A 13,659-nucleotide genomic window follows, 5' to 3' on the forward strand; every position below is an offset into this window, starting at 1 on the left:
AACGAAAACTGGAGCACACCGATGACCAAGCCCACGAGGAAGACCGCGCACGTGGCCGACAGCCACGACCTGATCCGCGTCCACGGCGCGCGCGTCAACAACCTCAAGGACGTCAGCGTCGAGCTGCCCAAGCGGCGGCTGACGGTGTTCACCGGGGTCTCCGGATCCGGCAAGAGCTCGCTGGTGTTCAGCACGATCGCCGCCGAGTCGCAGCGGCTGATCAACGAGACCTACAGCACCTTCGTGCAGGGGTTCATGCCGACGCTGGCCCGCCCCGACGTCGACGTCCTCGACGGGATCACCACCGCGATCATCGTCGACCAGGAGCGGATGGGCGCCAACCCGCACTCCACGGTCGGCACGGCGACCGACGCGAACGCGATGCTGCGCATCCTGTTCAGCCGGCTCGGCACCCCGCACATCGGTTCGCCGCAGGCGTTTTCGTTCAACGTGGCCTCGATCAGCGGCGCGGGCGCGGTCACCGTCGAAAAGGGCGGACGGCAGATCAAGGAACGCCGCAGCTTCAGCATCACCGGCGGCATGTGCCCGCGCTGCGAGGGCCGCGGCAAGGTCAACGACATCGACCTCACCGCGCTGTTCGACGAGAACAAGTCCCTCAACGAAGGCGCGATCACGATCCCGGGCTACAGCATGGAAGGCTGGTACGGCCGCATCTTCCGCGGCTCCGGCTTCTTCGACCCGGACAAGCCGATCAAGAAGTTCACCAAGAAGCAGTTCAACGACCTGGTGTACAAGGAACCGACGAAGATCAAAGTCGACGGCATCAACCTCACCTACTCGGGGCTGGTCCCGGCGATCCAGAAGTCGTTCCTGTCCAAGGACGTCGACGCGATGCAGCCGCACATCCGCGCGTTCGTCGAGCGGGCGGTGACGTTCCAGACCTGCCCGGACTGCGACGGCACCCGGCTGTCGGCCGAAGCGCGGTCGTCGAAGATCGGCGGGATCAGCATCGCCGACGCGTGCGCGATGCAGATCAGCGACCTCGCGGCGTGGGTCGGGAAGCTGTCCGAGCCGTCGGTGGCGCCGCTGCTGGACGCGCTGAAGCACACGCTCGACTCGTTCGTCGAGATCGGGCTCGGCTACCTCTCGCTCGACCGTCCATCCGGGACACTCTCGGGCGGGGAAGCCCAGCGCACCAAGATGATCCGGCACCTCGGGTCGTCGCTCACCGACGTCACGTACGTGTTCGACGAGCCGACCATCGGCCTGCACCCGCACGACATCCGGCGCATGAACGACCTGCTGCTGCAGCTGCGCGACAAGGGCAACACGGTGCTGGTCGTGGAGCACAAGCCCGAGGCGATCGCGATCGCCGACCACGTCGTCGACCTCGGCCCGCGCGCCGGCACCGAGGGCGGCGAGATCGTCTTCGAGGGCACTGTGGACGGTCTGCGGAAGAGCAGGACGCTGACCGGGCGGCACCTGGACGACCGGGCGTCGCTGAAGCCGTCGGTGCGCACGCCGTCGGGGTTCCTCGAGGTGCGCGGCGCGTCGACGCACAACCTGCAGGACGTCGACGTCGACCTCCCGCTCGGCGTGCTGGTGGTCGTGACCGGGGTGGCGGGCTCGGGCAAGAGCTCGCTGATCCACGGTTCGGTGTCCGGCGGCGAAGGCGTGGTGACGGTCGACCAGACGGGCATCCGCGGCTCGCGCCGGAGCAACCCGGCGACGTACACCGGCCTGCTGGAGCCGATCCGCAAGGCGTTCGCCAAGGCCAACGGCGTGAAGCCGGCGCTGTTCAGCGCGAATTCCGAGGGCGCGTGCCCGAACTGCAACGGCGCCGGTGTCGTGTACACGGACCTGGGGATCATGGCGGGCACCGCGACGCCGTGCGAGGTGTGCGAGGGCAAGCGGTTCAACGCCGACGTGCTGGAGTACACCTTCGGCGGCCGGGACATCAGCGAGGTGCTCGCGATGCCGGTGTCTTCGGCGCTGGAATTCTTCTCGGCCGGCGACGCGGCGCTCCCGGCGGCGCACAGGATCCTGACCCACCTGTCCGACGTCGGCCTCGGTTACCTGACCCTGGGCCAGCCCTTGACGACGCTCTCCGGCGGTGAGCGGCAGCGGATCAAGCTGGCGACGCACATGGCGGAGCAGGGCGGGGTGTACGTGCTGGACGAGCCCACGGCGGGCCTGCACCTGGCGGACGTCGAGCAGTTGCTGGGCCTGCTGGACCGGCTGGTCGATTCGGGCAAGTCGGTGATCGTGATCGAGCACCACCAGGCGGTGATGGCCCATGCGGACTGGATCGTCGACCTCGGCCCGGGAGCCGGCCACGACGGCGGCCGGATCGTGTTCGAGGGCACGCCGGCGCAGCTGGTGAAGGCGCGGAAGAAGACTTTGACGGGGAAGCACCTCGCGGAGTACGTGGGCTGAGTCCAAGCGCCCCAAGGCGGCCTTGGGTGCGTCTGACGCACCGAAGGCCGCCTTGGGTGCGTCTGACGCACCCAAGGCCACATTGGGGCGCGGTATACCAGGGCGGCCGGTAGGGCTGGCCCCCGGAAAGTCCGTCGAGCGCACCGCATTCCGGCGCGGCCTCCCGCCGCGAAGACTCGGGGCGTGACCACCACCGAGAACCACGTCGGCAGCGACTTCGCCCGGCTGAGCCACCGCATCTCCGCCGCCGGCCTGATGAGGCGCCGTCCCGGGTATTACACCGCCCGGATCGCCGTTGTCGCCGGGTTGTTCGCCGCCGGGTGGGTGGCCTTCGCCCTGCTCGGGAACTCCTGGTGGCAGCTCGCCGTCGCGGCCTTCATGGCCGTCGTGTTCGGGCAGGTCGCCCTGCTCTCGCACGATCTCGCGCACAGGCAGGTCTTCCGGCGACGGCGGCCCACCGAAATCGCCGGGATGCTCGCCGGGGACCTCGGGATCGGGATGAGCTACGGCTGGTGGATGGACAAGCACACCCGCCACCACGCCAACCCGAACCACGAGGAACTCGATCCCGACGTCGACCCGGACATCCTCGTCTGGTCGAAGGACCAGGCGCGCGCCAGCCGCGGGGTGCCGCGGTTCATCGGGCGGTACCAGGCCTTCCTGTTCTTCCCGCTGCTCACCCTCGAAGGCCTGAACCTGCACTGGTCCGGCGTCCGCGCGGTCCGCAGGCCGGGGCTGCGCCACCGCAAGACCGAGGCCGCGCTGCTGGCCGCGCACTTCGTCCTCTACTCCGGCGCGCTGTTCACCGTCCTCTCCCCCGGCATGGCGCTGCTGTTCTTCGCCGTCCACCAGGGACTGTGGGGTGTCTACATGGGATCGATCTTCGCGCCCAACCACAAGGGCATGCCGACGCTGACCGGGCGCCCCGAGCTCGACTTCCTCCGCAAGCAGGTGCTCACCTCGCGCAACGTGCGCGGCGGCCTCGTCACCGACGTCGCCCTCGGCGGCCTCAACTACCAGATCGAGCACCACCTGTTCCCGAGCATGCCGTCGCCGCACCTGCGGCGGGCGCAGCCGATCGTCCAGGCCTACTGCGCCGAGCTGGGCGTCCCGTACCTGCAGACGAGCCTCGTCGAGTCCTACCGGCAGGCCCTCACCCACCTGCACGAAACTGGGGCGCCTCTCAGGAACCGTTCGTAGACTCGGGGCATGAGGAAGACGATCGACGCCCTGCGTGACCTGCCGGCGGCGTTCGGCGCGAAGGCCACCGGCGCGCGGGCCGAGCGGGTGCGCTCCTCGCCGCAGTTCGACGGCAAGGTGTTCCGCAACGCGGCGCCGCGGCACCCCATGACCGCGGCGGCGATGCGGACCATCTTCCGCGAGATGTTCTTCGGCGAGCACCGTGAGCTGCGCAAACCGGCCGGCGCGGTGCCGCTGGTCGCGGCCGCGCCGGTCGAGTCGGCGGACGGCCTGCACCTCACCTGGTACGGCCACGCGTCGGCGCTGGTCGAGCTGGACGGCGCCCGCGTGCTGCTCGACCCGGTGTGGAGCGACCGCGTCTCCCCCGCGGCGTTCGCCGGCCCACGGCGGCTGCACGAGCCGCCGGTGCCGCTGTCGGCCCTCGGCCGGATCGACGCGGTCGTGATCTCCCACGACCACTACGATCACCTGGACCTGGCCACGGTCCGCGCGCTCGTCGGCTCCTCCGACGCCCCGTTCCTCGTGCCGCTCGGGGTGGGTGCGCACCTGGAGCGCTGGCACGTCCCGGCCGGCCGGATCATCGAGCTCGACTGGCACGAAGAAGCGACGGTGGCGGGTGTCCGGTTCGTCGCGACACCGGCCCAGCACTTCTCCGGCCGCGGCATCACGAACGACGACACGCTGTGGACGTCGTGGGCGGTGCTGGGCCCGGAGCACCGGGTGTTCTACAGCGGTGACACGGGGTACTTCGCCGGGTTCGCGGCCATCGGCGCCGAGCAGGGCCCGTTCGACGCGGCCCTGATCCAGATCGGCGCGTACGCCCCGCACTGGCCGGACATCCACATGACGCCGGAAGAGGGCGTCGCGGCGGCCCTGGACGTCCGGGCGAAGCTGCTGGTCCCGGTGCACTGGGCGACGTTCCAGCTGGCGATGCACCCGTGGGGCGAGCCGGCCGACCGGGTGTGGAGCGAAGCGAAGGAGGCGGACCTCCCGCTGGCCATCCCCCGCCCGGGCGAACGCATCGACGCGACCGCACCCCCGGCGGTGGACGGCTGGTGGCAGGCGCTGTGAAGCTGAAACTGGACCTGCACGACATCTACAACCGCGGGGGCGAAATCGACCGGGCCCTGCGCGCGATCATCGACGAGGCCGTCGCCAAGAAGGCGCCGCTGGTCGAGATCATCCCCGGCAAGGGGTCGGGTCAGCTGAAGAAGCACGTGCTGCGGTTCCTCGAGCGCAAGGACGTCAAGGCGCTCTACCACCGGGTCGAGAAGGACAAGGACAACTTCGGCCGGGTGTTCGTGCACTTCCGCTGGAAGTGACGGAGCGGGTCATCCAGTCGGCTGCCGCTTCCGGCCGGGCACCGTCAGGTCGCCCGGCCATCGACGCGCTGCCCCTCGGCCGTGCCGGGCGGCGGGACGGTTTCGAGTTTCCACGCCTGCCTGAAGGCGCTCACCGTCAGCCAAGCGAGACGGGCATTGACGGGAAACAGCTGGCGTACCGAGCTGAGCGTGTCGAACGACGCGTCACCCTCGGTATGGCCGCGTTCGAGATCCGCCGGGCTGAACCCGTCGTCGAACACTTCCAGCACGGTTCCCAGGTAGTAGAGGTACCCGAGGGTTTCCAGCTGCAGCCGGGACAGTGGGTCCGGCTCGGCCGCGAGGCCTACGGTGATCGGTGGTCGCCGGACCGCGTGCAGCAACACCTCCGCGTCGGCGACGATGTGTGCGTCGACGTGGCGGACCAGCTCACTCACCAGGACGTCGTCGTACGCACCGCGCGCGACGACCGTGCGCAGCGCACCACGTTTGTCGCGCAGGTCGTCGCCGACCAAACGGCGTGAGACAGCCCGAAGCGAGCCACTGTCGCTGATCATCTGCCGGGCCACGCGAATCAGCTCTCGGGGCAAGCCGCCCGCCAGGCAGTGGCAAAGACACACGAACGGTTCGGGCAGCGCAACAATGCGATTGTTCAGCACTTGCCGCGCGTCGTCGAGGGTCAGGTACTCCAGCCGGAAAATGATGTCGAAGGCACTGTCGAAGGCGTCCCGTACCGGCAGACCCCGCCGCTCGAACGACGCGAGGGCGTCCTCGGACACCGAGACGAGCAACAGGAACCCCGGAACGTCGAGGTCGAAAAGCGCCTTGACCTCGTTCACGAAGTCCTGGGCGGCCTCCGGTGACGCGATCTTGTCGAGCTCGTCGAGGATGATCACCACCGACGGGGTGGCAACATTGGGCTCCCGCGCCACGCAGTCGATCGTCGCATCGAGGAAGTCGCTGAAATCGCGGACTATCTGCGGGTAGGTGCGTGGTTGCCTGGTCAGTTCGCGGGAGCCGCTGAGCCCCACTTCGCCACCAACCAGCACGCCGACCTTCCCCGACCAGCCCGCGGTGTGTTTCTGCTGGAACTCGATTGCCTCGAGCCGATCCACCGCGAGGCGGCGCAAGGCGGGCAGGCCGTCCACCCGCGGCCTTCCCTGCTTCACCTGCCAGGCCGGCGGAGCCGCGGACGGGGTGGCGGGCCGGTGGCGTACTGCGACCGCGAGGAGACCCCCGACCGTGAGCAGCGAGACCAGGGGCCACCACAAGGAGGAAAGCCACGCCCTGATGTCGGCCTTCGGGTCGCGCAACCACGCCGAACCCGCGATTCCGAGGACCAGCCACGCCGCCACGATCGCCACGGACGGCCACCAGCGGCGGAGCCGGGCGCGCCACCCGGGCCACGGGTCCGGCCGTTCGGCGGTGTCGACGCCGCGTTCGTCGCAAAAAGCGACAACGGCGCTGCACATCCGTGCGTACAAGTACAAAACGAACTCACGCACGTCGTAGCGCACCGGCACGCTCTCAAGCAACGCGATGTGTGCACTGTCCACGTCGAGGAGCCGGCGATCTCGATAAGCCTCGAGCCACGTGGACTTACCCGCACCCCGCGGACCGGCCACCCCGATCGCGCCGCCGCTTATGCCCGCCAGCACCGACTCCAGCCGCTTGCCCGCCGCGGTGTTCTTGACGATCCGGTCACCGGCCCGCATCTGGCCGAGTGCGGCTCGGTCGTAGGCGGGCAGTCTGGTGCCGAAAGGTGGATTGCGCATCGCGTTGATGTGCTGGAGGACCCACTGCCGAACGGGCTCCTCGGCCGCTTCCCGCCACGCGTGCTCCGCCGCGGCAAGCTCGCCGGACAGCCGGGCCCGCTGCTGGGTCCACCCACGGCTGCCGCGACGGGTCTCGTCCCGCGAGAACCGGGCAGGCACCGCCCAGCCGAGGGCCAACGGCCCTCCGAGGACCATCACCAACAGCGACAGGACATCGGCGGCCAGCCACGCCACCCATTCCGGCCCCGGGACAGGCACCACGCCGGTGAGTAACGGCGCGAAGACGGCGAAGGCGGCCAGGGTGACGACCCACTCCCGGCCGACGACCGAGCGGGGGATGCGATGCCCCTCCGTTTCGCCCGGCTCGGGGGTGGTGGTCGCGAAGTACGCGATTGCCGTCAGGAAGGCGGTGACCAGAGCCGCGGAAATCCAGATCACGTAGGCCCAGAAGGTACCCACGTCTTCTCGGGAAGAGGACCCGAGCCGCCAGAGCGACATCAGGTACACCGTCGGGAACCCGACGACCCACGGCCAGCCTGCGCCGCCTCGGGCCAGCCGGCCACCAAGCCTGCGGCCGGCCCGCGCCACCGCCACCTTGGCGGGCCAGAGCAGGACCAGGCCTCCCACCACAACGGCCACCGACACCCAGAAATGGGCCGCCGAGCTCAACGGGAGCTGAAGCAGTTGCCAGAAGACGAGCGGGCTGATGACGCCCACCCACATGGCCGCGCCGAGCGCGGCGTGAGCGACCTTGTCCCGGCGGTCCGGCCCGTCGGCCGGTGGCACCGTCGGATCGTCCTGCGCGGCCAGTGCCTTGCGAGCGCGCCTCAACTGGGCGATCTGATTGTTCGTGTCGCTGAGCAACGCGAGACCGTCCTCGGCCACTCGCTTGACCACGTCGGCACGAAGAGCGCGGGGATCAGCTGCCGGAAAGTCCCGGGCGAGCTGGGGTTCGAGTTCGTCCAGCACCTGCTCCGCCAAGGCGGGAAGCCTGCCACGAAGCTCCTCGACCAAGCTGTCGGAAGTGCTGCCGACCGCCGCCGGTGCCACCCGGCGGCCCCTGAGGGGGAATTGTTCCGGAGCGGTCACGGAGAGGTACCTTATCCGACCGGGGCCGGCCGGCCGGGCGAATCAAGCTCGCGGGGTCAGAACCGGCTGTCGTGGCGGGCCTGCGCCCACGCGCGGTCCCAGGCCGCCGCGTGGAGGCGGGACAGGACGAACCGTACGGCGGCGTACAACCCCACCAGTCCCCCCGTGATCGCCGCCCACAGCAGGATCGCCGCGAACACGCCGTCCGCGGCCGACGTCGAGGGGGTCAGGGGTTCGGTCGTCAGCTCGCCGCGCTGGTCCAGCCACACCGGCACGCGGGTGCCCGCCGGGCTGCCCGCGTCCGTGAGGACCTCGCCGGTGTGGCGGGTGCCGCGCGCGTCGAACCAGGCCGCCGGGACCGTGGTCTGGTCGGCCGGGGCGCCCGCGCCGTCGGTGCTGTACGACTGGCCGGACGCCGCCGCGAGCGAAACGGCGGTGGCGGGGTGGCGGGTGGTGCGCTCCTCCGCCGCGCGGGCCGTCTGGGCCGCGTACGTCTCGGAGCCGAACGCCGCCGCGAACGGGATCGCGAGGATCGCCCCCGCGATGGCCAGGAGCAGCAGGAAGGCTTCGACGCGGTCGCCCGCTCGGGCCAGCGGGTTGCGGCCGGGGCGCACCCGGCGCCCGAACCGGGCGATTCGTCCGCTGGGCCCACGCATGCGCGACTCACTCCTCCCGGGAAGATGTCTTCTCGGTAACAGTGTGCGCGCCGGGGCTCGGCTTTCTCTCGTCAATGGGATGCGGCCCACCTGTGAACCGGTGCACAACCACCCGCTCGTGGGAACCGGTCACAGCCAGTCGTCGGGGCGGGGCCAGGGCATCAGCGCCGAAAACGCGTCCCGGACCGGTTCGGTGACCGAGTAGCGGCCGCGGTGGAACAGCAGCGGGCGCGCGTCCGACGGCGCGCCGAGCGCGGTCACCCGGCCGATGACGACGTAGTGGTCGCCGGCTTCGTGCACCGCTTCCAGTGCGCAGTCGATCCACGTCAGGGCGCCGTCGAGCAGGGGTGCACCGGACGGCGCGGGCGTCCAGCCGAACCGGGCGAACTTGTCTTCGCCGCGGGCGCCGAACACCGCGCTGACTTCCTGCTGGTCCTCGGCCAGCACGTTGACCGCGAACCGGCCCGCCGCGGCCAGCACCGGCCACGTCCGCGAGGTGCGGGCCGGGCAGAACAGCACCAGCGGCGGGTCCAGCGACAGCGCGGCGAACGACTGGCAGGCGAACCCGGCGAGCGTGTCGCCGTCCCGGCCGGTGACCACCGTGACGCCCGTGCAGAAGTGCCCGAGCACGCTGCGGAACCCGGTCCGGTCGACCGCCACGGAGGTCATGCGCCCGGGGGCCGCGCGCCGACCGAGAAGTCGTGGCCCCACAGCGACACCGCGGTGCTCTCGCGGGCGATCCAGTTGTCGTCGTCGACCTGGCGGCCTTCGCAGCCGAACTCGACGTCGAAGCCGCCCGGGGTCTTCATGTAGAACGACAGCATCAGGTCGTTCACGTGCCGGCCGAGGGTGGCCGACATCGGCACCTTGCGCCGGATCGCGCGGTCGAGGCACAGCCCGACGTCGTCGGTGTTCTCCACCTCGACCATCAGGTGCACGATCCCGGACGGCGTCGGCATCGGCAGGAACGCGAGGCTGTGGTGGCGCGGGTTGCAGCCGAAGAACCGCAGCCACGCGGGCGGGCCGTCGGCGGGGCGGCCGACCAGCTGCGGCGGCAGGCGCATCGAGTCGCGCAGCCGGAAGCCGAGGACGTCCCGGTAGAACCGCAGCGACGCCTCGTCATCCTTTGTAGACAAAACGACGTGGCCGAGACCCTGTTCACCGGTGACGAACCTGTGGCCGTACGGGCTGACCACGCGGCGGTGCTGCAGCGCGACGCCGTGGAACACCTCCTGGGTGTTGCCGGACGGGTCGTCGAAGCTGATCAGCTCGTCGACGCGGCGGTCGGCCAGCTCGTCCGGCGTGCCCTCCTTGTACGGCACCGACGCACTGTCCAATCGCGACCGCAGCTCGGCGAGCTCGCCGGCGTGCGCGACCTCCCAGCCGGTGACGGCCAGCCGGTCCGCGTCGCCGGGCGAGATGACCAGCCGCGCCGGGAAGTCGTCCATGCGCAGGTAGAGCGCGTCCGGGTCGGTGCCGCTGCCTTCGACCATGCCGAGCACCTTGAGCCCGTATTCGCGCCACGCGGCCATGTCGGTGGCTTCGATGCGGAGGTAGCCCAGTGACCGGATGCCCATCAGGAACTCCCGAGGAAGTCGAGGGCCAGCCGGTTGAACTCGTCGAACTTCTCCAGCTGGGCCCAGTGCCCGCAGCCGCCGAACACGTGCAGCTGCGCGCGCGGAATCGTCTTGAGAGCCACGAGCGCGCCGTCCAGGGGGTTGACGCGGTCCTCGCGGCCCCAGATCAGCAGCACGCGCTGGCGCAAGCGGTGGGCTTCGCGCCAGAGCATGCCTTCTTCGTAGGTGTCCGGCTGCGCGAACGACATCCCCATCGCGCGCATCGCGGCCAGCGACTCCGGGGTGTTCGCGGCGGCGAACCGGTCGTCGATCAGCTCGTCGGTGACCAGGCTCTGGTCGTGCACCATGATCCGCAGGAAGGCTTCCATCCGCTCGCGCGACGGCTTGCCCGCGAACCGCCCGAGGTTCTTGACGCCTTCGGTCGGGTCCGGCGCGAACAGGTTGACGCTCAGCCCGCCCGGCCCCATCAGCACCAGCCGCCCGGCCCGCTTGCCGTGGTTCAGCGCGAGCCGCACGGCCGCGCCCCCGCCGAGCGAATTGCCGACGAAGTGGGCGGTTTCGATGTCGAGGGCGTCCATCAGGCCGATTACGGCGTCGGCGCTGTGCCGGAAGTACTGCGGGTGCTCGGTCGGCTTGTCCGACCGCCCGAAGCCGGGCTGGTCGACGGCGATCGTCCGGTAGTGCTTGGCGAATTCCGGCAGGTTGCGGCCGAAGTTGCTCCACGCCGAGGCGCCGGGCCCGCCGCCGTGCAGGAGGACGACCGTTTCGGCGTGTTCGGCGCCGGCCTCGTGGTAGTGCAGCTTCAGCGGACCGGCCTGGACGTACTTGCCTTCGGGTGCGGCCATCAGTACATCGCGTTCTCGACGGGGAGCCCGAAGGCCCCGGTGCCGTACATGACGTACGCGCGCTCGGCGTCGTTGGCCGCGTGGACGCGGCCCGCGTGCGCGTCGCGCCAGAAGCGCTGGATCGGCGTCCCGCGCTGGATCGCGCGGCCGCCGGAGTTCTCGAAGAGCCGGTCGATCGCCGCGATCGCGCGTTCCGTGCCGCGCACCTGGTCGCGCCGGACGCGCAGCCGCAGGTCCGCGGGCAGCCGTTCCCCGCGCTTGGCGAGTTCGTACAGCTCCTCGATGTTGCGGGTCAGCTGCAGCCAGGCGGCGTCGATCTCGCTGGCCGCCTCGGCGATCCGCACCTTGGCGAACGGGTCCTCTTTGGACTGCTCGCCCGCGTACGCCGCCCGGACGCGCTTGCGCTGGTGCTCGACGTGCGCGTCGTACGCGCCCTGGGCCATGCCGATGATCGGCGCGGTGATCGTGGTCGGGTGCACCGAACCGTACGGGAGGCGGTACAGCGGCCCGGGGTTGACGGCCTGGCCCGGCACCTTGCACTTCGACGTCGCGATGAAGCTCAGCGCCCGGTGCTGCGGCACGAAGACGTCCTCGACGACGATGTCGTTCGAGCCGGTGCCGCGCAGGCCGATCGTGTCCCAGACGTCCACGATGGAGTAGTCGGCGATCGGCAGCAGGTAGGTGCAGAAGTCGACCGGCTTGCCACCGGCGAACGCGGGCCCGCCGAGCAGCACCCACGTGCAGTGGTCGGACCCGGAGGAGAAGCTCCACCGGCCCGAGAGCCGGTAGCCGCCGTCGACGACCTCGGCCTTGCCCATCGGCGCGTACGACGAGGAGATCCGCACGTCCTGGTCCTCGCCCCAGACCTCCTGCTGCGCCTGCGCGTCGAATAGCGCCACGTGCCACGGGTGGACGCCGAGGATGGAGGCGACCCAGCCGGTGGACCCGCACGCGCTCGCGATCAGCTTGACCGCGGTGTAGAAGCTCACCGGGTCGGCCTCGAAGCCCCCGTGGAGTTTCGGCTGCAGCAGCTTGAAGAACCCGGTTTCCTGCAGGGCCTTGACGGACTCCTCGGGAACGCGGCGCGCGTCCTCGGCGTCCTGGGCCCGTTCCCGCAGGACCGGCAGGAGGTCCCGGACCCCGGCGATCACCTGCTCGCTCATGCGTACTCCTTCGCTCGCTGCCGCAAGACTAGAACACGTTCTCGTTTTTGTCGAGAACGCCCTGCGCCAGGGCACTGTTGATCCCCGCTCTGCGGCCGGAAAACACGCAGTCGGCCAGGGACAGGCCACTCACGTAGGACCTGGAACAGATTCCCACGGCGGTGCGGCCGGCGGCGTACAGCCCGGGGATCGGCGCCCCCGCCGCGCTCCGCACCGCGCCGGTGTCCTCGTCGACGACCAGGCCGCCGAGGGTCAGCATCGGCGTCGGGTACCCGAGGTTCGGCCGCACCGAGATGTCGATGAGCGAGTACGGCGGGTGGTCCAGCCGCCGCGCGAACTCGGCGGGCTTGCCCAGCGGGTCCCGGTCGCCGTGGTAGGCCTCGACGCTCGCGCGCAGCCCCTGCGGGTCGACGCCGGCCTTGCGCGCCACCTCTTCGACCGTCGCCCCGGTGACGCGGCCGCGCCGCAGCAGGTACCGCAGCTGCAGCCCCTGGAACCACTGGCTCTGCGCCTTCGTGTCCCGCCGCGCCTCGGCGACGATCGGCGCGTCGACGAGCAGCCAGCCCTGGCTCCCGTGCTCCTCGATGAGCTTCTCGCCCACCGCGGCGCCGTACCGGGACTCGTCGATGACCCGCCGGCCCGTGGCGTCGACGATGATGCCGCCGAGGAACGCGCTCGGCGGCGTGATGAACCGCCACGCGGAGATCCGGCCGAGCTCGCCGGTCGCGCCGCCGGCCTCGACACCCAGCCGGATGCCCGAACCGTCGTCGGCGGAGGTGCCGAGCGGGAGCCCGCCGCGGTACGCCGGGGCGTGCTCGCGGACCATCTCCCGGTTCGCGATGAACCCGCCCGCCGCCAGCACCACCCCGCGCCGGGCGGAAATCCGCAGCTCACGGCCGTGCGCGCGTTCGAACCGCTCGACACGCCGGTGCAGCGACCTGCGCAGGGACGGCACGTAGATCCCGGGCTTGGCGGCGTACCGCGCGAAGCGCTGGTGCCCCGCCTTGATCGACGCCGGGGCAGCACCCAGGGTGTCGGCGACGAGCCCGGTGACGCGGCCGGCGTCGTCGCGGATCAGGCTGCGCGCGGTCGTCTGGGTCAGCACCCGGATGCCGCGGGCGCGCACGGCCGCTTCGAGCCGCGCCATCAGCAGCTTCCCCGAGGTCCCGGGCCCCTTGACCCGGTGGCCGCGCGGCGCCGGTTTCGCGGCGTCGCGGAACCCGCCGGCGGCCTCGCTGCCGGAGTAGTACAGGTAGTGGGCGTCGCTCGGGTACGACGTCTTGTACGGGCACAGGCTGCCCTCGAACGGCACGCCGTTGCCCTCCAGCCAGGCGATCATCTCGCGGCTGCCCTCGCAGAACCGCCGCAGCGTCCGCTCCGAGACGACGTCGCCGGTCTCCATCCGCAGGTAGGCGTACATCGCCTCGACCGAGTCGTCGACACCGGCGTCGAGCTGCTGGCCGGTCCCGCCGCCGGCGTAGACGACGCCACCGCTGACCGCGCTGGCCCCTCCGCCGGCGAAGCGCTCGACGATGACGACGTCGGCGCCCGCGTCGGCCGCTTCGAGCGCGGCGCAGGCGCCCGCCGCCCCGAACCCCACGATGACCACGTCCGCGACGAGTGCGTCCATGGTCGCTA

At 70.9% G+C, this 13,659-nt stretch carries 11 protein-coding genes; 4 read left to right on the top strand and 7 right to left on the bottom strand.

Annotated elements, in window-relative coordinates; translation table 11 throughout:
* The first annotated feature begins 21 nt into the window (after window positions 1-21).
* The 4 genes from ACLJOU_RS17060 to ACLJOU_RS17075 all read left to right on the top strand — a co-directional run bounded on the left by ACLJOU_RS17060 (window position 22) and on the right by ACLJOU_RS17075 (window position 4,919).
* A complete protein-coding gene (locus ACLJOU_RS17060; protein WP_410568413.1) occupies window positions 22-2,397 on the top strand; it encodes an ATP-binding cassette domain-containing protein in 2,376 nt (791 codons plus the stop codon).
* Between the two features lie 183 nt (window positions 2,398-2,580).
* The gene (locus ACLJOU_RS17065) at window positions 2,581-3,597 is read left to right on the top strand and encodes a fatty acid desaturase family protein (protein WP_410568415.1); all 1,017 of its coding nucleotides are present in this window, start codon (window positions 2,581-2,583) and stop codon (window positions 3,595-3,597) included.
* A 9-nt stretch (window positions 3,598-3,606) separates the two neighbouring features.
* Window positions 3,607-4,668 carry an MBL fold metallo-hydrolase gene (locus ACLJOU_RS17070; protein WP_410568416.1) on the top strand — a complete coding sequence of 354 codons (1,062 nt, stop codon included), beginning with the start codon at window positions 3,607-3,609 and terminating at the stop codon, window positions 4,666-4,668.
* On the top strand, window positions 4,665-4,919 hold the full coding sequence (locus ACLJOU_RS17075; RefSeq protein WP_003092780.1) for a Smr/MutS family protein: 255 nt from the start codon (window positions 4,665-4,667) through the stop codon (window positions 4,917-4,919). The genes ACLJOU_RS17070 and ACLJOU_RS17075 overlap by 4 nt, the downstream gene beginning before the upstream one ends.
* Window positions 4,920-4,963: 44 nt before the next feature.
* On the opposite strand, the gene ACLJOU_RS17080 is transcribed toward ACLJOU_RS17075, so the two are convergent.
* The 7 genes from ACLJOU_RS17080 to ACLJOU_RS17110 form a co-directional block, all read right to left on the bottom strand.
* On the bottom strand, window positions 4,964-7,780 hold the full coding sequence (locus tag ACLJOU_RS17080) for a transcriptional regulator (protein WP_410568419.1): 2,817 nt from the start codon (window positions 7,778-7,780) through the stop codon (window positions 4,964-4,966).
* A 56-nt stretch (window positions 7,781-7,836) separates the two neighbouring features.
* Complete coding sequence (locus ACLJOU_RS17085) at window positions 7,837-8,436, bottom strand: hypothetical protein (protein ID WP_410568421.1); 600 nt, start codon at window positions 8,434-8,436, stop codon at window positions 7,837-7,839.
* A gap of 129 nt (window positions 8,437-8,565) precedes the next feature.
* Window positions 8,566-9,105, bottom strand: a complete 540-nt coding sequence (hsaB, locus tag ACLJOU_RS17090; protein ID WP_410568423.1) for a 3-hydroxy-9,10-secoandrosta-1,3,5(10)-triene-9,17-dione monooxygenase reductase subunit — start codon at window positions 9,103-9,105, stop codon at window positions 8,566-8,568.
* Entirely contained in the window at window positions 9,102-10,013 is a 912-nt protein-coding gene (hsaC, locus tag ACLJOU_RS17095) for an iron-dependent extradiol dioxygenase HsaC (RefSeq protein ID WP_410568425.1), read from the bottom strand. The genes hsaB and hsaC overlap by 4 nt, the downstream gene beginning before the upstream one ends.
* Entirely contained in the window at window positions 10,013-10,858 is an 846-nt protein-coding gene (gene hsaD / locus ACLJOU_RS17100; RefSeq protein ID WP_410568427.1) for a 4,5:9,10-diseco-3-hydroxy-5,9,17-trioxoandrosta-1(10),2-diene-4-oate hydrolase, read from the bottom strand. The genes hsaC and hsaD overlap by 1 nt, the downstream gene beginning before the upstream one ends.
* Complete coding sequence (hsaA, locus tag ACLJOU_RS17105) at window positions 10,858-12,021, bottom strand: 3-hydroxy-9,10-secoandrosta-1,3,5(10)-triene-9,17-dione monooxygenase oxygenase subunit (RefSeq protein ID WP_410568429.1); 1,164 nt, start codon at window positions 12,019-12,021, stop codon at window positions 10,858-10,860. The genes hsaD and hsaA overlap by 1 nt, the downstream gene beginning before the upstream one ends.
* Window positions 12,022-12,049: 28 nt before the next feature.
* The gene (locus tag ACLJOU_RS17110) at window positions 12,050-13,651 is read right to left on the bottom strand and encodes an FAD-binding protein (protein WP_410568431.1); all 1,602 of its coding nucleotides are present in this window, start codon (window positions 13,649-13,651) and stop codon (window positions 12,050-12,052) included.
* Between the last annotated feature and the right edge of the window lie 8 nt (window positions 13,652-13,659).

Source organism: Amycolatopsis sp. cmx-4-61 (assembly GCF_046548775.1).
In the GTDB taxonomy this organism is placed as follows: Bacteria; Actinomycetota; Actinomycetes; order Mycobacteriales; family Pseudonocardiaceae; genus Amycolatopsis.

Bases quoted from the DNA above. Each gene is read 5' to 3' on its own strand.
- ACLJOU_RS17085 (WP_410568421.1), bottom strand. From the start codon at position 8,436: ATGCGTGGGCCCAGCGGACGAATCGCCCGGTTCGGGCGCCGGGTGCGC.
- hsaB (WP_410568423.1), bottom strand. From the start codon at position 9,105: ATGACCTCCGTGGCGGTCGACCGGACCGGGTTCCGCAGCGTGCTCGGG.
- ACLJOU_RS17110 (WP_410568431.1), bottom strand. From the start codon at position 13,651: ATGGACGCACTCGTCGCGGACGTGGTCATCGTGGGGTTCGGGGCGGCG.
- hsaC (WP_410568425.1), bottom strand. From the start codon at position 10,013: ATGGGCATCCGGTCACTGGGCTACCTCCGCATCGAAGCCACCGACATG.
- hsaA (WP_410568429.1), bottom strand. From the start codon at position 12,021: ATGAGCGAGCAGGTGATCGCCGGGGTCCGGGACCTCCTGCCGGTCCTG.
- ACLJOU_RS17070 (WP_410568416.1), top strand. From the start codon at position 3,607: ATGAGGAAGACGATCGACGCCCTGCGTGACCTGCCGGCGGCGTTCGGC.
- hsaD (WP_410568427.1), bottom strand. From the start codon at position 10,858: ATGGCCGCACCCGAAGGCAAGTACGTCCAGGCCGGTCCGCTGAAGCTG.
- ACLJOU_RS17060 (WP_410568413.1), top strand. From the start codon at position 22: ATGACCAAGCCCACGAGGAAGACCGCGCACGTGGCCGACAGCCACGAC.